The sequence below is a fragment of the Cellulomonas sp. P1_G12_2 genome (assembly GCF_056405535.1).
Genome location: NZ_JBFUBX010000002.1, coordinates 206,188 through 226,082, shown reverse-complemented (window position 1 = coordinate 226,082; position 19,895 = coordinate 206,188). Strand labels below are relative to the sequence as shown.

The following is a 19,895-nucleotide window of genomic DNA, read 5'->3' as shown; positions in this document are numbered from 1 at the left end:
GCGCAACAGAATCGAAGGTCCCGATATCGGGACGTTTCGGACGGCACCGGGGCCGTGAGGCAGGATCGACGGGTGTTCACCACGCGCCCCGAGCTCACCGGATCCTTCGGCATGGTCGCCTCCACGCACTGGCTGGCGTCGGCCGTGGGGATGCGGATGCTCGAGGTCGGCGGGAACGCGTTCGACGCGGCCGTGGCCGCCGGGTTCACGCTCTCGGTGGTCGAGCCGCACCTGAACGGACCGGGCGGGGACGCGCCGATCCTCGGGTACCGCGCTCAGGACGGGCACACGTTCGTCGTCTGCGGGCAGGGCCCTGCGCCCGCGGCGGCGACGATCGAGGCGTACCGGGACCTCGGCCTCGACCTCGTGCCGGGCACAGGCCACCTGGCCGCCGTGGTGCCGGGGGCGTTCGGCGCGTGGCTCGACCTCCTCGCGCGGTACGGCACCCTCCCGCTGGCCGACGTCCTGACGCCGGCGATCGAGTACGCCCGCGACGGCTACCCGCTGGTCAGGGCCGCGTCCCGCACGATCGCGACGGTCGCCGACATGTTCACCGAGCACTGGCCGACGTCCGCGGAGGTGTACCTCCCGCACGGCCAGGTCCCCGCCGCGGGCGCCCGGTTCAGCAACCCCGCGCTGGCGGACACGTTCGAGCGGCTGCTCGCGGGCGGCGGCTCCACCCGCGAGCAGCAGATCGAGTCCGCGCGGAAGGCGTTCTACGAGGGCTTCGTCGCCGAGGATGTCGACGCCTTCCAGTCGGGCGTCGCCGTCCAGGACTCGTCGGGCCGACGCCACACCGGGCTGCTCCGCGCCGCCGACCTCGCGTCCTGGCGCGCCACCGAGGAGCAGCCGACGTCCTTGCGGTTCGCCGGACGGACCGTCCACAAGACCGGTGCCTGGGGGCAGGGACCGGTGCTCCTGCAGCAGCTGGCGATGCTCGAGGCACTCGACGTGGGCTCGCTGGTGCGGTCCCGCGACACGCTGGAGCTCGTGCACACGGTCGTCGAGGTGGCCAAGCTCGCGTTCGCTGACCGGGAGGCCTGGTACGGCGACGCCCGCGACGTCCCGCTCGAGACCCTCTTGTCCCCGGACTACGCGGCGGCGCGCGCGCGGCTCGTCAGCCCCGAGGCAGCCGAGGGACTGCTCCCCGGGTCGCCCGACGGTCGTGTCCCGCGCGTCGCCGCGAGCCTCTGGGGCTCCCGCACAGGATCGGCCCCGGGCATCGGGGAGCCCACCGTCTCGCCCGTCGGGCTCAGCCCCGGCGACACCTGCCACGTGGACGTCGTCGACCGCTGGGGCAACCGGGTCTCCGCGACCCCGTCGGGCGGGTGGCTGCAGTCCAGCCCCGTGGTGCCCGGCCTCGGGTTCGCCCTGCCGACGCGCGCGCAGATGTTCTGGCTGGAGCCGGGGCTGCCCAACAGCCTGGCTCCGGGCAAGCGGCCGCGGACCACCCTCAGCCCCGGCCTGGTGCTCGACGACGACGGTGCCGGGATCGCGTTCGGCACACCCGGCGGGGACCAGCAGGACCAGTGGACCGTGCCGTTCCTGCTGCGGCACCTGCTCGGCGGCGCCGACCTGCAGGCCGCGATCGACGCCCCCATGTGGCACTCGTCGCACGTGCCCAGCTCGTTCTACCCGCGCACCCACACGCCGCAGGGACTGGTCGCCGAGTCGCGGCTCGGCACCGACGTGCTCGACGCCCTCGCGGAGCGCGGGCACGCGGTGGAGACGGTCGGGCCGTGGGAGCTCGGTCGGCTGAGCGCGGCGGGCGTCCGGCCGGACGGGCTGCTCGTCGCCGCCGCGAACCCGCGGGGGATGCAGGGCTACGCGGTGGGTCGGTGAGCCAAGTCCTCCGATGAATTGACCGGTCGATGAGGGTTCGATGAGGGATGCGCTCCCGACCGGGCCCAGAGATCGGACCACTGCTAGCGTCGCCCGCATGCCCAATGTCGTGGATGCCCACCTTCAGGTGTGGAACCCGGACGCGGTGCACTACCCCTGGATGACCGCGGAGAATGCGGCCGTGCACCGCACGTTCCGGGTGCCGGACATCGACGACCAGCTCGCCGACGAGGGTGTGTCGTGGGTGGTTCTCGTGCAGGCCGCCGACAACCGCGCCGACTCGGAGCTCATGCTCTTCCAGGCGCTGTCGTCGCCCCGCGTCGCCGGCGTCGTGGCCTGGGTGCCCCTCGACGCCCCCGAGGACGCCGCCGCCCAGCTGGACAAGTGGCGGCGCGAGCCGATCGTCGGGATCGGCCACCGCGGGCACGACGAGCACGAGCCGGACTGGCTGCTCGGGTCCGCCGTCGACGAGAGCCTGACGCTCCTCACCGAGCGCCGGCTCACGCTGGACCTCACCGCGCACACCCCGGCGGCCCTGGCGCACGTCGCGACGCTCGCGGAGAACCACCCGAAGCTGACGATCGTGCTCGACCACCTCGGCGCTCCCCCGCTCGCCGCGCTGCGCAGCGGGTCCCGGGACGCCTGGACGCGCTGGTCCTCGCTGCTGGGCGCGGTCGCGCAGCAGCCCAACGTCGTCGCCAAGCTCTCCGGGCTGACCACCGCGGCCGGGGCCGGCTGGACCCCCGACCACCTCCGCCCGGCGGTCGACCGCGCGCTCGAGGTGTTCGGCCCCGACCGGCTGATGCTCGGCAGCGACTGGCCGTACGCCCTGCTGGAGGGCGACTCGTACGCGCACGTGTGGCACGGGCTGCGCTCGACGGTCGACCAGCTGTCCGACGACGACCGGGCTGCGGTGCTCGGTGGCACCGCCACGCAGGTCTACGGACTGCCGTTCGACTCGTACTGACCGCGCGGGCGCTAGGTTCGCTCCGTGTCACGATCCGACGACGTCGTCGACGGGGTCAAGCAGATGATCCTCGACGGACGACTCCAGGCAGGCGAGCGGCTCCCCGCGGAGAAGGAGCTCGCCGCCACCCTCGGTGTCTCGCGCGGTTCGCTGCGGGAGGGCGTCCGTGCGCTGGGCACGCTCGGCATCCTCGACTCCCGGCACGGCGACGGCACCTACGTGACGACGCTCGACCCCGCGTTGCTGCTGGCCCCGGTCGGGTTCATCGCGGACCTGCAGGACGACGCCTCCGCGTTCCACGCCGTCCGGCGGCTCCTGGAGACCGAGGCGGCCGGGCTCGCGGCCCTGCACATCGACGACGCCGGGCTCGCCCGCCTGCGCGTCGCGCTCGACGAGACGGCCCGCGCCCTGGTGCAGGTCCCGCTCGACCACGAGCGGCTGGTCGATGCCGACCTGGCGTTCCACGAGGAGGTCGCGCGCGCGTCCGGCAACCCGGTGCTCGCCGCGCTCATCGAGGGGCTCGCGGGCCGAGCCTCTCGGACGCGGCTCTGGCGCGGACTCAGCGACGTGGGTACCGAGGACCGGACCTTCGTCGAGCACGAGGCGATCCTGGCGGCTGTGGCGGCACGCGATCCCGACCGCGCACGGCTGCGGATGGCCACGCACCTGCTCGGGCTCGAGGACTCGGCCACCGGCGCGCGGGCGCCCTGGGACGACTAGCTCGGCAGCTCCACGCGCCGACCCTCGCCGAGATCCTGCAGGTCCTCGTCGGTCACCACGGCGAACGCCCCGTCGGGCAGCCCGGGCATGTTCGCGATGTCCGTCGCGACGGCGAGCAGGTCGGCCTCGGACTCGCCCGTGATGAAGAAGACGTACTCGTCGCCCAGCTCTTCGCCGTCGTCGTACACCTCGTAGCGGCCGTCCTCCTCGCCGACTCCCAGGGTCTCCTCGACGTCGTCGATCCACGGGAACTCGTACTCCCCGGGCGCGACGTCGGGGCTCGGGGTCAGCGGAACGTGGATCTCGACGATCGGCTGCGTCATCGCGGCAGGCTAGCGCCCGGGCGTCGAGTCGCGCAGGACGACCTGGGTGGGGACGTGCGTCAGGCGGGGCTCGTCGGACGCGTCAGCGAGCGCCAGCTCGGTGGCGGCGATGCCCACGTCGACCAGCGGGATGCGCACGGTGGTCAGCGCCGGGACGACGTCGCGCAGGGTCGAGATGTCGTCGAAGCCCGCGAGCGCGATGTCGTCCGGGACGCGGATGCCGGCCTCGCGCGCGGCGGCCAGGGCACCGAGCGCCATGACGTCGTTGACCGCGAACACCAGCTCCGGCAGCTCGCCGGCCCGCAGCAGCGTGCGCATCGCGTCCTCGCCACCCTCGTGCGTGAAGGCGCTGGTGATCACGGCGTCGGCGGGGACGGGGCTGTCCAGCTCGGTCAGTGCGCCGCGGAACGACTCGCTGCGCTCGCGCGCGGTCAGGTGGTCAGCAGGACCGGCCAGCACCGCGAACCGCCGGTAGCCGCGGGCGTGCAGGGCCTTCGCCAGGTCGCCGGCGCCCTGCGCGTTGTCCACGACCACGCTGTCGACCCCGAGGATCGGCTGACCGATCAGGGCGACGGAGCCGCCGACCGCGCGGTAGTCGGCGAGCGCCGCGCGCAGTTCGTCGTTCGTCGCCTCGTCGTCCAGGCGACCACCCGCGATGACGATCGCGCGGGCGCGCTGCCGCTTGAGCAGGTCCACCAGCCCGCTCTCCCGGCTGGGGTCGTGCTGGGTGCTCGCGAGGGTCACCTGCAGGCCCGCGCGGTCGGCGGCGCGGGTGACGCCCGCGGCGATCGAGGAGAAGTATGGGTCGGCGATGTCGTGCACGACGAGGCCGAGGGAGGTCGTCCGTCCGCGGGCCATCGCCTGCGCGTTGGCGTCCGGCGTGTAGCGCAGCTGGGCCGCCGCGGCGAGCACGCGGTCGCGCAGGTCGGCACGGACCGTGCGGTTGGCGCTGCCGTTGATCGCGCGGGAGGCGGTGGCGAGCGAGACACCGGCCTCGCGTGCGACGTCGCTGAGGGTCACGGATGCGGCCATGTCAGGAGGGTAGGCGCTTGCCGCTGGTGAGCGGCACGTTCGGGGTGGGCTCGCCGGTGCATTCTCTCGGAAAGCGATATCCTGCCCTGGTGACGACGACGCTCGCCCTGGCCGACGCCGTCCTGGTGCTGCGCCCCGACGACGACGTCGGCGTGGCCACGCGCGACCTGCAGTCCGGGACCGCGCTCGGGTCGCTCGTCGTCACCCAGAGCGTTCCGCGTGGGCACAAGGTCGCCGTCCGCGCGGTGCCGCAGGGCGCCCCGGTGCACAAGTACGGGCAGTCCATCGGCCGTGCCACGCGGGACATCGCCGTCGGCGACCACGTGCACTCGCACAACCTGGGCATGGACGACGACGCGCGCGCCTACGAGTTCGGCACCGCTCGCGTCACTCTCCCGCTCCCCGAGGGTCCGGTGCGCACCTTCGACGGGTACCTGCGCAGCGACGGCCGGTGGGGCACCCGCAACTACGTCGGCATCGTCACGTCCGTGAACTGCTCCGCGTCGACCGCCCGGCTGATCGCCGACCAGTTCCGCGGCCGGGTCCTCGACGCGTTCCCGCACGTCGACGGGGTCGTCGCGCTCACCCACGACACCGGCTGCGGGCTGGTCCCCACGAGCGAGGGCGCCCAGATCACGCGGCGGACCCTGCGCGGGTACGCCGACCACCCCAACATCGCCGGGCTGCTCGTGCTCGGCCTGGGCTGCGAGATGCTCCCCGCGCAGTCGCTCCTGGACGGGCTCGACCTGCCCGCCGACAAGCCCGTGACCACGCTGGTCATCCAGGAGACGGGCGGGATCCGCGCCACCGTGCGCGCCGGCGTGGCGGCCATCGAGGCGATGCTGCCGGGCATCGACGCCCTGCGCCGGTCCCCCGCACCCGTGTCCGAGCTGATCCTCGGACTCAACTGCGGCGGGTCCGACGGGTACTCCGGCATCACCGCCAACCCCGCGCTGGGTCACGCGTCCGACCTGCTGGTCGCCCGCGGCGGCACGTCGGTGCTCGCCGAGACGCCCGAGGTGTTCGGCGCCGAGCACCTCCTGCTGCGCCGGGCAGTGTCCCGCAACGTCGGGCAGAAGCTCCTCGACCGCCTCGACTGGTGGAAGGGCTACACCGCCGCCGGCGGCGGCACCATGGACAACAACCCGTCGCCCGGCAACAAGGCGGGCGGGCTGACCACGATCCTCGAGAAGTCGCTCGGCGCCGTGGCCAAAGGCGGTACCGCCGAGCTGGTCGAGGTCTACGAGTACGCCGAGAAGGTGACCGCCCGCGGGTTTACGTTCATGGACACCCCCGGGTACGACCCCGTCTCCGTCACCGGCCTCGTCGCCGGCGGCGCCACGGTCGTCGTGTTCACCACCGGCCGCGGGTCCGTGCTCGGCTGCAAGCCCACGCCGTCCATCAAGGTCGCGACGAACACCGCGACCTACCTGCGGATGACCGAGGACATGGATCTGAACGCCGGGCGGATCGTCGACGGCACCGCAACCGTCACGTCCGTCGGCGAAGAGCTGTTCGAGCTGATCATCGCCGTCGCGTCCGGGCGGCAGACCGTGTCCGAGGAGCTGGACCTGGGCTCTGACGAGTTCGTGCCGTGGCAGCTCGGCGCGGTCACCTGACCCGGTCTCAGCCGGTCGGCGCTCAGTCGTCCAGCCGGCGCAGGACGGTCTGATCTCTCACTGCGTCCAGCCGGCGCCGAGTCTCAGTCGTCCAGCCAGCGCAGGACGGTCTGATCTCTCACTGCGTCCAGCCGGCGCCGAGTCTCAGTCGTCCAGCCAGCGCAGGACGGTCTGACCGAACGCGCCCACGAGCGCGAGCCGCGAGGTGGTGCCGCACGCGCGGCACACCAGCGAGTGGTTGACCCACGGCACGCCGTCGACCTGCTCGGTCCTCGACACGTCGAGCGTGGTCGCCCGGCACGCGGGGCACAGCAGGCGACCCTCGGGGTCCAGCTCGAGTGACGCTCCAGGCATCGCTGACGGCAACATCGAGTGGCTCACGGCGAGGACCTCCGGGTGGTGCAGACGGTGCGGGTGCAGGCTCAGTGCACCACGCCTGTGGTGGGCGCCGCCTGTCGGACACGGACCAACCGGTGCCCTCCGTCCGCGCGGGGCCCGCGCGAGGCTCAGCGGTCGACGCGCGCGCCCCCGCCACCGGCGAGCTTGAGCACCTCCGCCTTGCTGACCATCGTCGTGTCGCCCGGCGTCGTCATGGCCAGGGCTCCGTGCGCGGCTCCGTACTCGACAGCAGTCTGCAGGTCCTCCCCGGCGAGCAGGCCGTAGGCCAGCCCGGAGGCGAACGAGTCCCCGCCGCCGACCCGGTCGAGGATCTCTAGACGCTCGCGGTGCGTCGCGCTGACCAGTCCGGTGCCCTTCGACCAGGCGATCGCGCCCCAGTCGTTCACCGTCGCGGAGTGCACCGTGCGCAGCGTCGTCGCGATCACCTGGAAGTTCGGGTACGCCTCGGCCACGCGATCGATCATCGCGGCGAACGAGTCGAGCTCGAGTGACGACAGGTTCTCGTCGACGCCCTCGACCTCGAAGCCGAGCGAGGCGGTGAAGTCCTCCTCGTTGCCGATCATCACGTCGATCTGCGGAGCGATGGTCCGGTTGACCTCCTGCGCGCGAGCCTGGCCACCGACCGCCTTCCAGAGGCTCGGCCGGTAGTTGAGGTCGTAGCTGACGATCGTCCCGTGCTTGCGGGCGACGGTGACGGCCTCGATCACGGTCTCGGCCGCGCTGTCGGACAATGCGGCGAAGATGCCGCCGGTGTGGAACCAGCGCACGCCGAGCTCGCCGAACAGGTGTTCCCAGTCGACGTCCCCGGGCGCCAGCTGGGCTGCCGCGGTGTGGCCGCGGTCGCTGACCCCGACCGCCCCCCGCACGCCGAAGCCGCGCTCGGTGAAGTTGAGCCCGTTGCGCACGGCCCGACCGACCCCGTCGTACGGGATCCAGCGCACGAACGACGTGTCCACGCCGCCCGTCAGGATGCAGTCCTCGACCAGCCGGCCGACCTCGTTGTCCGCGAGCGCGGTGACGATCGCGGTCCGTAGCCCGAACGCGCGGCGCAGGCCGCGGGCAACGTTGTACTCACCGCCGCCCTCCCACACGCGGAACGAGCGGGCGGTCCGGATGCGCCCCTCGCCGGGGTCGAGGCGGAGCATGACCTCGCCGAGCGACACGGCGTCGTAGCGGGTCTCGGCCGCGGGGCGGATGACCAGGTCGGACATGGGTGACGCTCCTTCGGGGGCGCTCGAGGTCAGGGGTGGGCGGGCTCAGGGGTGGGCGAGCTCAGGGGTGGGCAACGAGGCTGACGGCCTCGGCCGTGAGATCACGGACGGCATCGAGGTCCCCGCCGCGGATGAGGTCGCGCGGCACCATCCAGGATCCGCCGACCGCGCGGACGGAGGGCAGCGCGAGGTACTCGGCGAGGTTGCCCGGGCCGATGCCCCCGGTCGGGACGAAGCCGACGTCGCCGAAGGGTGCCGCGAGGGCCGCCACCGCCTTGGCCCCTCCGGACGTGCCGGCGGGGAAGAACTTCACGGTGGTCAGACCGAGCTCGAGCGCGGCCTGCACCTCCGTGGCCGTGACCGCGCCGGGCAGCGCGAGGATGCCGTGCTCCAGGCAGCGCTCGACGACCGCGCGGCTGGTGCCGGGCGAGACGACGTAGGACGCGCCGGCGGCCACGGCCGCGTCGACCTGCTGGGGCGTCAGCACGGTGCCGGCGCCGACCAGGACGTCCCCGCGCGCAGCGATCACGCGGATCGCCTCCGCCGCGGCCGGCGTCCGGAACGTGACCTCGGCGACGGGGAGGCCCCCGTCGACCAGGGCCTGGGCCAGGGCGTCCGCGTGGGCCGCGTCGTCGATGACCACGACCGGTACCAGGCGGTGCGCCGCGAGGCGCTGCAGGATGTCGCTCACTTGTGCTCCTTCGCACCGTGCTCGTGCCCGCTGCTGCTGCGCGGGAAAGCGTTTGCCGAACTCGGAGGAGCATACGCTCCGCGCGGGATCCGGTAGGCGAGGTCGACGGCGGTGTCGATCGCCTCGTCGAGGTCCAGCCGGTGCTCCGCGACCAGACGCGCGAGGAACCCGGCGTCGATCCGCCGGGCCAGGTCGTGCCGCGCGGGGATCGAGCAGAACGCACGGGTGTCGTCGACGAAGCCGGTGGTGTTGGCGAACCCGGCGGTGTCCGTCACGGCCTCGCGGAACCGCCGCATGCCGTCCGGCGTGTCCAGGAACCACCACGGGGCGCCGAGCCGGACGGCCGGGTAGACGCCGGCGATCGGGGCGAGCTCGCGGCTGAACGTGTCCTCGTCGACCGTGAAGAGCACGAGCCGCAGACCAGGGTGGTGACCGAACGCCTCGAGGACGGGGCGCAATCCGCGGACGTACTCGGTCGGCACTGGGATGTCGTAGCCGACGTCGGGTCCGCGCAGGTCGGCGACCGCCCGGTCGTGGTCGCGCAGGACGCCCGGGTGCAGCTGCATGACCAGCCCGTCCTCGGCGGACATCCGCGCCATCTCGAAGAGCATGTGACCGGAGAACGCCCGGGCGTCGTCCGCGACTATCTGCCCCCGCAGCGCGTCCGCGACGATCCGCTCCGCCGCGGTCTCGCTCAGCGGCGTCGTGTCCGCGGACAGGTGGCCGTGGTCGGTCGCGCGGGCGCCCGCTGCGACGAACGCGCGCCGTCGCTCCTCGAGCGCGCGCAGCAGGTCGCGGTACCCGCCGATGCTCACGCCAGAGCGCTCCTCGAGCAGCGCGACGTCTGCGCGCCAGCCGGGGCGGTCGAGGTGCAGCAGGGCGTCGGGCCGGAACGTGGGCACGATCCGGTCGCCCCAACCGCGGTCGGCCAGCTCGGCGTGGTCGGCGAGCGTCGCGGTGGCTGCGTCGGTGGTCGCCAGGATCTCGATGCCGAACTGGTCGAAGAGGGCCAGAGGGCGGAACGCCGGCTTCTCCAGGCGCTCGGAGATGAGGTCGTACAGGCGGTCGGCGGAGTCGGCGGACGGGCGCTCGTCCACCCCGAAAACCTCGACCAGCTCGTGCTCGAGCCAGTAGCGCGTGGGCGTCCCGCGGAACAGCGGCCAGTGGGTGGCGAACGTGCGCCAGACCTCGCGTGGGTCCGCGGTGACTCCTGGTCGGTCCCGACGGCCGACCCCGAGGGCGTCGTGCGGCACGCCCTGGGACACAAGCATGCGCACCAGGTAGTGGTCGGGCGTGACCAGGAGGGAGGCGGGGTCCGCGAACGGCTCGTCCCGCGCCAGCACGCCCGCGTCGACGTGCCCGTGCATGGAGACGATGGGGAGGGAGGCGGTCGTCGCCAGGATCTCCCGCGCGATCGGGCGCACGGACGGGTCGCTGGGCAAGGCCCGGTCAGGGTGCAACGTCCACCCGGTCTTGCTCACCATCGACTCCTCCTCGGACCGTCCCACCGCGGTGTGCGATGACGCGCGGTGCAAACGCATTCATCGCAGCAAACCAGGTGATCGCGCCGATCACAAGCCCCCATGCTCCGCGGTCCCGCATCTCGGGACGACGGTTGCCACCGGACGACGAACCGTGCTGAAATCGCATTCATCCGATCCGGGGTCGAGCGAGGAGGGCACGTGGTGGTCACGCTGCGCGACGTCGCGCGCGCCGCCGGGGTCTCGCCGGCCACGGCGTCCCGGGCGCTCAGCGCGCCCGATCTGGTGGCACCCGCGCGGCGTGAGCACGTCCAGCAGGTCGCGCGGGAGCTGGGCTACCGCCCCAACCGCGCCGCCCGGGAGCTCATCACCGGCCGGACAGGCAACCTGTGCCTGGTGGTGCCGGACCTGGAGAACCCGTTCTTCGCAGCCGTCGCCAAGGGTGTCCAGGCGCGCGCCCGCGCCCTCGGCTTCGCGCTCCTCGTGGCCGACGCCGAGGAGGACCCTCGCCTCGAGGCGGAGCTGGTCGGGCACCTCGGCGCCCAGGTGGACGGGGTCATCTTGTGCTCCCCGCGCATGTCGGACCTCGAGCTCGACCGGTTGTCCCACGACGTCCTCGACGACGACGTCCCGCTGCTCCTCGTCAACCGCCTGCACGGTGGCCACCCGTCCGTGGTGATCGACAACGCCGACGGCGTCCGCCAGGCCGTCCGGCACCTGCACGCGCTCGGCCACCGCCGCATCGGCTACGCCGGTGGCCCGGTCGGCTCGTGGTCCGACTCCCAGCGCAGGCACGGCCTCGAGCACGCGTCGCACGGTCTGCGCAGCGTCGAGGTGACCGACCTCGGCCACTTCCCTCCCCTGTTCGGCGGAGGTGTCGCGGCAGGTGACCTCGTGGCGGCCAGCGGGGTCACCGCGGTCCTGGCGCACAACGACCTGCTGGCGCTCGGCATCCTCAGCAGGCTCCGCGCACGGGGGGTCCGGGTTCCCGAGGACGTCTCGGTGGTGGGGTACGACGACATCCCGGCGGCGACGCTCGTGTCGCCCGCACTCACCACCGTCACGGTCCCGCTCGCCCGCCTCGGCCGCGCGGCGGTGGACCTGCTGGTGGAGGTCGGTCAGGTGCCGACGGCGACGGAGTCGGCCCTGGCCCTGGCGCTGGGCACGGCCGACGCCGGACGCGATCCGGGTGCGGGGACGCCGCCATCGGTCCTCATCGGGGTCGAGCTGGTGGTCCGCGCGTCGACGGGTGTCGCGAGCACGCAGACGTCCGAGGTCGGCGGATGACTCCGCGCCGGCTCTCTCGGACGACTCTCTCGGGCATCGACGCGACGCGTTCGGGCGTCCGACTGCCGGCGGTGGATCCCTCTGAGGTCACCGTCGGGCTGGTGCACCTCGGCCTCGGGGCGTTCCACCGCGCGCACCAGGCGGTCTACACCGAGGACGCCGCCGCGGCTGCCGGCGAGAACCACTGGGGGATCCTCGGCGTCACGCAGCGCAGTGCGCGCGTGGTCGAGCAGCTCGCGCCGCAGGACGGCCTCTACGGCGTGCTGACCAAGGGCACGTCCGAGACGTCGCTGCGGCTCGTCGGGTCGCTGCTCGGTGTGGCGTTCCCCGGGACCGACACCGCACGGGTCCTGGAGACGATCGCGGCACCGGCCACCCACGTCGTGACGCTCACGGTGACCGAGAAGGGCTACCGCCGCGCGGCCGACGGCGGCCCGGACCTGACGGATCCCGACCTGTCGGCCGACCTGGACGCCCTCGCCGAGGACCTGCGCGGTCGGCGAACCGACTCCGCCGCGCGCTCACCGATCGGGCTGCTCCTGCGCGGGCTCGCCCAGCGGGCGCGGGCCGACGCGGGTCCGCTGACGGTCGTCTGCTGCGACAACCTCGCCGACAACGGTGCCGTGCTGGCCGCGCTCGTGGGCACCACCCTCGACGCGATGCCCGCCGGCCGGCGGCTGCGCGAGTGGATCGATGCGTCGGTCCGCTTCCCCGGGACGATGGTCGACCGGATCGTGCCGGCCACCACGGACGCCCACCGTGCCGAGGCGACATCGCTCCTCGGGCTCACCGATGCCGGCCTGGTGGTGGGCGAGCCCTTCACTCAGTGGGTGGTCGAGGACGACTTCGCGGGTCCGCGACCCGCCTGGGAGCTCGCCGGGGCGACCCTGACGTCCGCCGTGGCACCGTACGAGCGCGCCAAGCTGCGGGTCCTCAACGCCAGCCACTCGACGCTCGCCTACCTGGGCGCGCTCCGCGGGCACGCGACGATCGCCCAGGCGGTGGCCGACCCCGACCTGACCGCCGCGGTGCGGGCCCTGGTCGACGAGGACGTGCTGCCCACCCTCGTCGCGCCGGACGGCATGGAGCTCACGCGGTACCGGGACGACGTGCTCGCGCGGTTCGCCAACCCGAACACCGGGCACACCACCGTGCAGGTGGCGATGGACGGGTCGCAGAAGCTCCCGCAGCGCCTGCTCGGCACGGTCCGCGACCGGCTCGCCGAGGGGGCAACCCCGACCGCCGCCGCCGTGACCGTCGCCGCGTGGATCGCCTATGTGCGCGCGACGACGCAGGGCGAGCTCGTGGTCGACGGTCGCCGGGTGCCGCTCGACGACCCGATGGCGGCCACCCTCGCGGACGCGGCGGCGGGACCGCTCGACTCGCTGGCCGACCGGATGCTCGACGTGCGCGCGGTGTTCGGGGACGACCTGGCCGACTCGGCGGCCTTCCGGTCCGCCGTGCGGGCGGCCGTCGCGAACCTGGTGACCACGCGAGTCTGAGGACTGCGTCGGCACGCGGATGGTCCGCCGTGCGCGTCAGAGGGACTTTCGTCGGGTTCGGAGTGCGGGAGCCTCACCACTGTCAGCGGCGCGTTCGAGGGTCCGCGGTCGGGCGGGCGGCTCGCGTGAAGACTTCGTCGCACCCAGCGGAACGAAGTCTTCACGCATCCCTGATGCCGGACGCGTAGGTGGGCGGGCCGAGCTGTAGTCGGGCGCACGTCGGGGCGCGTCGGGGGCGCGTCGAGGGTGCGTCGAGGGCGCTCGCCGGGGGCGCGTCGGGGGCCCGTCGAGGGTGCGTCGAGGGCGCTCGCCGGGGGCGCGTCGAGGGCGCGTCGAGGGCGCGTCGGGGGCGCGTCGAGGGGTCGTCGGGGGCGCGTCGGGGGCGCGTCGGGGGCGCTTCGGGCGCGCGTCCGGCGTGCATCCGGGCCCGAGCCTTGACGCGACCGGAGCGGCATGCGCTACAGTGGAAAGCGCATTCCCACTCCGACCGACACCGCGGTCCAGAACACTCGGAGCACTCATGACGACCCGCACCCTGCGCATCGGGATGAACGGCATCACCGGCCGGATGGGCTACCGCCAGCACCTCGTCCGCTCGATCCTGTCGATCCGCGACCAGGGAGGCGTCACGCTCGAGGACGGCACCCGCGTGCAGGTGGAGCCGATCCTCGTCGGACGCAACGCCGACAAGGTGCGCGAGCTGGCGGAGCTGCACGGGATCGAGCACTGGACCACCGACGCCGACTCGGTCATCAACGACCCGACGGTCGACATCTACTTCGACGCCCAGGTGACGAGCCGCCGCTACAGCGCGCTCACCGCGGCGATGAAGGCCGGCAAGCACATCTTCACCGAGAAGCCGACGGCCGAGACGCTGGCCGAGGCGATCGACCTCGCCCGTCTGCGCGAAAGCACGGGCGTCACCGCGGGCGTGGTGCACGACAAGCTGTACCTGCCGGGCCTGGTCAAGCTGCGCCGCCTGGTGGACGAGGGCTTCTTCGGCCGGATCCTGTCGCTGCGCGGCGAGTTCGGCTACTGGGTGTTCGAGGGCGACGGCCAGGAGGCCCAGCGCCCCAGCTGGAACTACCGCAAGGAGGACGGCGGCGGCATCGTCGTCGACATGTTCTGCCACTGGAACTACGTGCTCGAGGGCATCCTCGGCACGGTCAGGACGGTGAACGCGCAGACCGCGACGCACATCCCGACGCGCTGGGACGAGCAGGGCACGGCGTACGACGCCACCGCCGACGACGCCGCCTACGGGATCTTCGAGATCGAGACCCCCGGCGGCGACCCCGTCGTCGCGCAGATCAACTCGTCCTGGGCCGTCCGCGTGTACCGCGACGAGCTGGTCGAGTTCCAGATCGACGGCACGCACGGCTCGGCGGTCGCGGGGCTGAACAAGTGCGTTGCCCAGCAGCGCGCTCACACACCGAAGCCCGTGTGGAACCCGGACCTGCCCGTCACCGAGTCGTTCCGCGACCAGTGGCTGGAGGTGCCGGCCAACGGCGACCTGGACAACGGCTTCAAGCTGCAGTGGGAGGAGTTCCTGCGCGACGTCGTCGCCGGCCGCACCCACCGGTTCGACCTGCTGTCGGCCGCCCGCGGTGTGCAGCTGGCCGAGCTGGGCCTTCAGTCGTCGGCGGAGGGCCGCAGGCTCGACGTCCCGACGATCAGCCTGTGAGCACCGACCTCAGCCGGTTGTCGCTGAACACCGCGACGACCAAGCGCTGGACCCTGCAGGAGGCGGTCGACGGAGCCGTCCGAGCCGGGCTGCCCGCGCTCGGCGTCTGGCGCGACCGTGTGCAGGAGGCCGGTGTCACGGAGGCCGCGAAGATCGTCGCCGACGCCGGCCTGCGCGTCTCGTCACTGTGCCGCGGCGGGTTCCTCACCGCGGATGACGAGGGCGACGCCACGGCGGCGCTCGACGACAACCGCCGCGCGATCGTCGAGGCCGCCACGCTCGGCACGCGCGAGCTGATCATGGTCGTCGGCGGGCTGCCCGCCGCGACCGCACCGGGCGGCCCTGCAAGAACGGGCACCACTGGGCGTGACCTCGTCGGCGCCCGGCAGCGGGTCGCGGACCGGATCGGCGAGCTCGCCCCGTTCGCGGCCGGGCACGGTGTCCGCCTCGTGCTGGAGCCGCTGCACCCGATCTTCGCCGCCGACCGTGCGGTCATCTCGACGCTCGGCCAGGCACTCGACATCGCGGAGCCGTTCCCCGCGGACGTCGTCGGTGTCGTCGTCGACACGTACCACGTGTGGTGGGACCCGGACCTGCAGCGCCAGATCGCCCGCGCGGGCGCGCAGAAGCGGATCGCCAGCTACCAGGTGTGCGACTGGATCCTCCCGCTGGCCGCCGACGCGCTCCTGTCCCGCGGGCACGTCGGCGACGGCTACATCGACTTCCCGACGATCACGCGCTGGGTGGCCGAGACCGGCTACACCGGGGACGTCGAGGTGGAGATCTTCAACGAGGCCATCTGGGACACGCCGGGCGACGACACGGTCGCGACGCTGGCTGAGCGCTACCTCCAGCTGGTGCAGCCGTTCCTCTGACGGGGGCCGGTCGCCGGCGCTAGCGTGGCGCCCATGCCTGACCCTCTGGCACCAGCCGCGTCCGAGACGGGGTTCGGCGTGGTGTTCTTCATCATCTCCGTGGTCATCGTCGCGCTCATCATCGCCTCAGCGGTGAAGGCGTCGCGCAACAGGAGCGTGCTCCGTGAGGCCGGGCTCGACCCGGCGACCGCGGAGTCGCAGATCCTGGCGCAGGCACACAAGAGCCAGCTGCTCGCCCCCGGACGGACGGCCGAGTCGCGGCTGGCGGAGGCCCACGACCTGCACGAACGCGGCCTGATCACCGCCGACGAGCTCGGTGCGCTGCGCGAGCGCATCCTCGGCGAGCTCTGAGGTCTAGGCCCTCAGGGCCCTGAGCACCGCGGCGAACCGCGTCCCGATGAGGCGGTGGGCGTCCGCGTCCGGGTGCATGAGGTCGCGCATCGGCAGGTCGTCCCAGTCGGACCAGCCGTAGAGCGACGTGCCGTCGACGTAGGTCAGCGCGGTGTCCGCACGAGCCCGGACGATCGCGCGCAGCACCGACCGGATGACCGTCAGGGTGAGCTTGCCGTCGGCGACCTCGGAGGGCTGCCCGGTGGTGCGGAACACTGACGGGTCGGCCGGGTCCAGCGACGTCGGGCCCGGGGTGGTCTCGACCAACGGGCACAGGAGCGGCGAGACGAGGACCAGCGGCGTGGTCGGGTGCCCGTCGCGGATCGTGTCGAGGAAGCCGTGCACCGCGGGGGCGAAGGCGCGCAGGTGGATGGCGTCGTGGTTCACCACGTTGATGCCGAGCTTGAGGGTGATGACGTCGGCGGGCTGGTCGCGGATCGCGCGCGCGACGAAGGGGTCGAGCACCGCGTTGCCGGAGAACCCGAGGTTGACCAGGTCGAGCCCGACGGCCCGCGCGGCGACCATCGGCCACGCCCCGAGGGCCGAGGCCGCGCCGGCACCGTGGCTGATCGACGAGCCGTGGTGCACCCAGCGCGGCGCGTGCACCGGGGTCGGCGCGGACACCGCTGCGTCGGCGGTGAGCGCGACGAGCCGGGTGGTCTCCCCCGGGGGGAGCCAGATCTCGACGTCCCGCTCGACCGTGCCGTCGCCGCCGAGCGCGAGCTCCACGACGCCGGCGGGACCGGGTCGTTCGGCGGTCGTCCCGGCGAGGGGCTCGAGCAGGAACACACCGGCCGCGGAGGCCACGGCCGACGGCTGCGGCACCACCGCCCCGTCGACCAGGACGTCGTACGGCTGCGGTTCGGCAGGCGGCGCCGGGTCGACCGCGACGCGGAGCACCTGGACATCGAGCCGCACCGAGCGCGCTGCGGTCCGCAGCCGCAGCCGGACGCCGGACGGTTGCGACTCGACCATCGCCATGAAGTCGTCGGGGAGCTGCGGTCGCGTCCAGGCGGGCAGCCGGTGGGGCAGCCCGTCCTCGAGCCAGGCCGCCCCGCGGATCTCGACACGCGGGTCCGGCAGGGCGATGCGCATCAGAACACGTTCCCGTGCTCGCGGAACTCGCGCCAGACGTTCTCGAAGAAGTCGTCGTCCTCGGGGATCGGCCGGCGCGGACGCCAGCGGAACACCGGCTCGCCGGCGGGGTCGTCGGGCGCGCGCGGGACCACGGGGACGAACCCATCGGCCGGGACCCAGGACGTCTCCTGCACCTCGTCGTCCAGCGCACCGCCGTCGAGCGTGAACTTGAAGACGTCAGGCAGCTCGGTGAGGCCGTGCGGGATCGCGCCATCGGGGTCGGTGTAGAGCACCGAGCCGCGGGACCGGCCGCCGTGCGCGACGTAGTCGGCCATCGCCGAGAGGTACACGTACGCGCTGGTCAGGATGTCGCGGACGAGGAAGGTGCGATTGATCGACCGGCGCGACGAGGCGTCGGCGGAGACCGTCGCCTCGTACGACGACAGCCACTCGTGCACCTGGACGAGCGCCTCGTGGATCGACTCCGCGGAGCGCACGGGACCCGCCTTGGCGCTCATGAGCACCTGGACCTCGTTCAGCAGGTCGCCGGTGTTGTCAGGGGTGCCGGAGGCTGCGCGCTGCGAGGCGGCGGCGACCAAGGAGGTCGCGGCGTCGAGCACGGACGAAGCTGCCTCGTCGAACGGCGCGGGGTCGGACGTACGCCGAGCCGCGATGAACTGCGCGGCCCTCGTCGCGCCCACCTGCCCGCTGTTCAGCGCCGCTCCGCCGGGCCGGTAGACCCCGTGCGCGCCGCCGGCCTCGCCGACCGGGAAGAAGCCCTCGATGTTCGACTGCCACCAGGCGTCGACCACGAGCCCGCCGTTGTTGTGCTGGGCGCACACGTCGACCTCGAGCATCGTCGTCTCGAGGTCCACGTACGGGTTCTTGCCCAGGTAGAACTGGTACGCGGGCTCGTTCATGCGCCGCAGCCGCTCGATGGGCGCGCCGAACAGGACGCCGGCGCGGTCGAGGTACTCGTAGGCCTCGGGGCTCAGGGCGGACGGGTCGAAGTCGGGCTGCACCGGGTTCCGACGGAAGTCGAGGAACACCCGCCGCCCGCGCAGCACGGTCTCGCGGTAGACGAGAAGGTCGATCAGGGACGAGCCGTCCAGGGCCTTCCGGATGTCGAACGGCCACTGGTACCCCTTGAGGAACACCAGCGACATGAGCTGCCCGTAGTCACCCAGTGCCTCGGTCAGGAACTCCCGCGGATCCTCGCCAGAGGCGTCCGTCGAGATGAACGTCGGGATGACCTGCATGTACGTACCCGACACGTTCCAGCGCGGGTGCGTCGAGGCCAGCCCGAACTGCCACTCGGTCAGGTTCTTGCCGTGCACGCCCGCGCGGTAGGCCGCCCCGGACGCACCCCACTGGCCGTGGGGGAAGACGCGCGTCGCGTACATCCCGGCCGGGCCGCCCGTCGCGTAGACGAGGTTGGTGCACCGGAACAGCAGGAACGGGGACTCGGCGCCGTCGTGCGGCACGTCGGTCCGCAGGACCAGCAGCCCCGCGACGGCGCCGTCCCGCACGATGACGTCGACCACCCGGCACTCGTCGTAGATGCGTGTGCCGTTGCGGTGGACCTTCTTCTCCAGCTGCTCGACCATCGACCGGCTGGTGTACGGCCCCACGGACGTGGCGCGACGGCGGGGGTCGTGGTCGGTCTTGTAGCCGATGAACTCGCCGTACCGGTTCTGCGGGAACGGGACGCCCAGGTCGCAGAGGCGCAGGAACCCGCGGGCGCTCAGCGCGGCCTCGGCCAGCGCGTTGTCGCCGTCCATCGCGCCGCCGGAGTAGAGCGTCTCGGCCATCTCCCGCACGGAGTCGCCGTCGCCGCCCGAGAGCGTGAGCTTGTAGTAGGTCTGCTTGTCCGAGCCGGCGTTGCGCGACGAGCCCGCGTTGACCTTGTCGGCGACCATGACGACGTCGGTCTGGCCCAGCTCCCACAGGCGGTCGGCCGCGCAGAAGCCGGCGGAACCGGTCCCGACGACGACGGTGTTGACGGTGACGACGGGGACACCCTGCAAGAACGACATCAGAGCACCGGGATGTGCATGCCGCCGTCGACGTGGAACACCTCGCCGGTCGAGTACGGGGTCTGGCCGGACGCCAGGATCGCCACCGCACCGGCGACGTCGGACGGGCGACCCCACCGGTTGATGGGAGCCAGCCCGTCGGCGATGAGCGCGTCGTACTTCTCGGTCACGCCGGCGGTCATGTCGGTCGCGATGACGCCCGGACGGACCTCGTAGACGACGATCCCCTCGGGGGCGAGGCGGACCGCGAACAGCTGCGTGGCCATGGCGACGCCGGCCTTCGAGACGCAGTACTCGCCGCGGTTGGTGGACACGGCCGTCGCGGAGATCGACGAGACGTTGATGACGGTCGCGCGCGGAAGGCGGTCCGACCCGAGCGCGATGACGCGGTTCGCGAACGTCTGCGTCAGGAAGTACGGGCCGCGCAGGTTGATGCCGAGCACGCGGTCGAAGCTCTCCGCGCCGGCCTCGAGCAGGTCCGCCCGCACGCTCGGGGCGACCCCCGCGTTGTTCACCAGCAGGTCGAGCCGACCCCAGGCCTCGACGGCGTCGTCGACGAACCGCGCGTGGTCGCCGAGGTCCGCCACCGAACCGCGCACGTAGCGAACCCGGCCGGGGGCGTCGAGCGACTCCAGCAGCTCGGTCGGCTCCTCGCGGGTGGCCAGGATCGACACCGCGAACCCGTCGGCGATCAGCCGCTGCGTGATACCGAGGCCGATCCCTCGATTGCCCCCGGTGACCAGTGCGACTGCCGGCATC

At 73.0% G+C, this 19,895-nt stretch carries 18 protein-coding genes; 9 read left to right on the top strand and 9 right to left on the bottom strand.

The features are described 5' to 3' along the window. The first annotated feature begins 111 nt into the window (after positions 1–111). The 3 genes from AC1DXT_RS09005 (at position 112) to AC1DXT_RS08995 (ending at position 3,529) form a co-directional block, all read left to right on the top strand. Entirely contained in the window at positions 112–1,842 is a 1,731-nt protein-coding gene (locus tag AC1DXT_RS09005; RefSeq protein ID WP_477061626.1) for a gamma-glutamyltransferase family protein, read from the top strand. Positions 1,843–1,939: 97 nt separating this feature from the next. After that, positions 1,940–2,809: an amidohydrolase family protein gene (locus tag AC1DXT_RS09000; protein WP_477061020.1), complete on the top strand. Its 870-nt coding sequence runs from the start codon at positions 1,940–1,942 to the stop codon at positions 2,807–2,809. A 24-nt stretch (positions 2,810–2,833) separates the two neighbouring features. After that, positions 2,834–3,529 (top strand): FadR/GntR family transcriptional regulator, encoded by a 696-nt coding sequence (locus AC1DXT_RS08995; protein ID WP_421743214.1) that lies wholly within the window; start codon positions 2,834–2,836, stop codon positions 3,527–3,529. On the opposite strand, the gene AC1DXT_RS08990 is transcribed toward AC1DXT_RS08995, so the two are convergent. Together AC1DXT_RS08990 and AC1DXT_RS08985 are read right to left on the bottom strand one after the other, a co-directional pair. Next, positions 3,526–3,852: a hypothetical protein gene (locus AC1DXT_RS08990; protein ID WP_477061019.1), complete on the bottom strand. Its 327-nt coding sequence runs from the start codon at positions 3,850–3,852 to the stop codon at positions 3,526–3,528. The genes AC1DXT_RS08995 and AC1DXT_RS08990 overlap by 4 nt on opposite strands. A gap of 9 nt (positions 3,853–3,861) precedes the next feature. Further along, positions 3,862–4,884, bottom strand: a complete 1,023-nt coding sequence (locus AC1DXT_RS08985) for a LacI family DNA-binding transcriptional regulator (protein ID WP_477061018.1) — start codon at positions 4,882–4,884, stop codon at positions 3,862–3,864. Positions 4,885–4,973: 89 nt separating this feature from the next. Here AC1DXT_RS08985 and AC1DXT_RS08980 point away from each other — a divergent pair, with 89 nt between their 5' ends. Continuing rightward, positions 4,974–6,503 (top strand): UxaA family hydrolase, encoded by a 1,530-nt coding sequence (locus AC1DXT_RS08980; protein ID WP_477061017.1) that lies wholly within the window; start codon positions 4,974–4,976, stop codon positions 6,501–6,503. 144 nt (positions 6,504–6,647) lie between these two features. Here AC1DXT_RS08980 and AC1DXT_RS08975 read toward each other — a convergent pair whose 3' ends face one another. The 4 genes from AC1DXT_RS08975 to uxaC form a co-directional block, all read right to left on the bottom strand. Beyond that, positions 6,648–6,857 carry a hypothetical protein gene (locus AC1DXT_RS08975; protein WP_477061016.1) on the bottom strand — a complete coding sequence of 70 codons (210 nt, stop codon included), beginning with the start codon at positions 6,855–6,857 and terminating at the stop codon, positions 6,648–6,650. 152 nt (positions 6,858–7,009) lie between these two features. Next, positions 7,010–8,113: a PfkB family carbohydrate kinase gene (locus tag AC1DXT_RS08970; RefSeq protein ID WP_477061015.1), complete on the bottom strand. Its 1,104-nt coding sequence runs from the start codon at positions 8,111–8,113 to the stop codon at positions 7,010–7,012. A gap of 61 nt (positions 8,114–8,174) precedes the next feature. Further along, complete coding sequence (gene eda / locus AC1DXT_RS08965; protein WP_477061014.1) at positions 8,175–8,804, bottom strand: bifunctional 4-hydroxy-2-oxoglutarate aldolase/2-dehydro-3-deoxy-phosphogluconate aldolase; 630 nt, start codon at positions 8,802–8,804, stop codon at positions 8,175–8,177. Then, the gene (gene uxaC / locus AC1DXT_RS08960; RefSeq protein WP_477061013.1) at positions 8,801–10,288 is read right to left on the bottom strand and encodes a glucuronate isomerase; all 1,488 of its coding nucleotides are present in this window, start codon (positions 10,286–10,288) and stop codon (positions 8,801–8,803) included. The genes eda and uxaC overlap by 4 nt, the downstream gene beginning before the upstream one ends. Before the next feature lie 198 nt (positions 10,289–10,486). On the opposite strand from uxaC, the gene AC1DXT_RS08955 reads away from it, so the two are divergent. The 5 genes from AC1DXT_RS08955 (at position 10,487) to AC1DXT_RS08935 (ending at position 15,984) form a co-directional block, all read left to right on the top strand. After that, the gene (locus tag AC1DXT_RS08955; protein WP_477061012.1) at positions 10,487–11,572 is read left to right on the top strand and encodes a LacI family DNA-binding transcriptional regulator; all 1,086 of its coding nucleotides are present in this window, start codon (positions 10,487–10,489) and stop codon (positions 11,570–11,572) included. 71 nt (positions 11,573–11,643) lie between these two features. After that, on the top strand, positions 11,644–13,074 hold the full coding sequence (locus AC1DXT_RS08950) for a mannitol dehydrogenase family protein (RefSeq protein ID WP_477061011.1): 1,431 nt from the start codon (positions 11,644–11,646) through the stop codon (positions 13,072–13,074). A 520-nt stretch (positions 13,075–13,594) separates the two neighbouring features. Then, entirely contained in the window at positions 13,595–14,758 is a 1,164-nt protein-coding gene (locus AC1DXT_RS08945; RefSeq protein ID WP_477061010.1) for a Gfo/Idh/MocA family protein, read from the top strand. Further along, positions 14,755–15,633 carry a sugar phosphate isomerase/epimerase family protein gene (locus AC1DXT_RS08940; protein ID WP_477061009.1) on the top strand — a complete coding sequence of 293 codons (879 nt, stop codon included), beginning with the start codon at positions 14,755–14,757 and terminating at the stop codon, positions 15,631–15,633. The genes AC1DXT_RS08945 and AC1DXT_RS08940 overlap by 4 nt, the downstream gene beginning before the upstream one ends. A gap of 33 nt (positions 15,634–15,666) precedes the next feature. Next, entirely contained in the window at positions 15,667–15,984 is a 318-nt protein-coding gene (locus tag AC1DXT_RS08935) for a hypothetical protein (protein ID WP_477061008.1), read from the top strand. Between the two features lie 3 nt (positions 15,985–15,987). On the opposite strand, the gene AC1DXT_RS08930 is transcribed toward AC1DXT_RS08935, so the two are convergent. Genes AC1DXT_RS08930 through AC1DXT_RS08920 form a run of 3 tightly spaced genes read right to left on the bottom strand, consistent with a single transcriptional unit; the run spans position 15,988 to position 19,894 of the window. Next, positions 15,988–17,118 carry an SGNH/GDSL hydrolase family protein gene (locus AC1DXT_RS08930; protein WP_477061007.1) on the bottom strand — a complete coding sequence of 377 codons (1,131 nt, stop codon included), beginning with the start codon at positions 17,116–17,118 and terminating at the stop codon, positions 15,988–15,990. Further along, positions 17,118–19,136, bottom strand: a complete 2,019-nt coding sequence (locus AC1DXT_RS08925; RefSeq protein WP_477061006.1) for an FAD-binding protein — start codon at positions 19,134–19,136, stop codon at positions 17,118–17,120. Before AC1DXT_RS08925 ends, AC1DXT_RS08930 begins: the two co-directional genes overlap by 1 nt. Continuing rightward, positions 19,136–19,894: a 3-ketoacyl-ACP reductase gene (locus AC1DXT_RS08920; protein WP_477061005.1), complete on the bottom strand. Its 759-nt coding sequence runs from the start codon at positions 19,892–19,894 to the stop codon at positions 19,136–19,138. The genes AC1DXT_RS08925 and AC1DXT_RS08920 overlap by 1 nt, the downstream gene beginning before the upstream one ends. Position 19,895: the final 1 nt, after the last annotated feature.

Coding starts and splice junctions, on each gene's coding strand:
- AC1DXT_RS08920 (WP_477061005.1), bottom strand. CDS start 19,894: ATGCCGGCAGTCGCACTGGTCACCGGGGGCAATCGAGGGATCGGCCTC.
- uxaC (WP_477061013.1), bottom strand. CDS start 10,288: ATGGTGAGCAAGACCGGGTGGACGTTGCACCCTGACCGGGCCTTGCCC.
- AC1DXT_RS08990 (WP_477061019.1), bottom strand. CDS start 3,852: ATGACGCAGCCGATCGTCGAGATCCACGTTCCGCTGACCCCGAGCCCC.
- AC1DXT_RS08935 (WP_477061008.1), top strand. CDS start 15,667: ATGCCTGACCCTCTGGCACCAGCCGCGTCCGAGACGGGGTTCGGCGTG.
- AC1DXT_RS08985 (WP_477061018.1), bottom strand. CDS start 4,884: ATGGCCGCATCCGTGACCCTCAGCGACGTCGCACGCGAGGCCGGTGTC.
- AC1DXT_RS08945 (WP_477061010.1), top strand. CDS start 13,595: ATGACGACCCGCACCCTGCGCATCGGGATGAACGGCATCACCGGCCGG.
- AC1DXT_RS08925 (WP_477061006.1), bottom strand. CDS start 19,136: ATGTCGTTCTTGCAGGGTGTCCCCGTCGTCACCGTCAACACCGTCGTC.
- AC1DXT_RS08930 (WP_477061007.1), bottom strand. CDS start 17,118: ATGCGCATCGCCCTGCCGGACCCGCGTGTCGAGATCCGCGGGGCGGCC.
- AC1DXT_RS09005 (WP_477061626.1), top strand. CDS start 112: ATGGTCGCCTCCACGCACTGGCTGGCGTCGGCCGTGGGGATGCGGATG.
- AC1DXT_RS08970 (WP_477061015.1), bottom strand. CDS start 8,113: ATGTCCGACCTGGTCATCCGCCCCGCGGCCGAGACCCGCTACGACGCC.
- AC1DXT_RS09000 (WP_477061020.1), top strand. CDS start 1,940: ATGCCCAATGTCGTGGATGCCCACCTTCAGGTGTGGAACCCGGACGCG.
- AC1DXT_RS08975 (WP_477061016.1), bottom strand. CDS start 6,857: ATGCCTGGAGCGTCACTCGAGCTGGACCCCGAGGGTCGCCTGCTGTGC.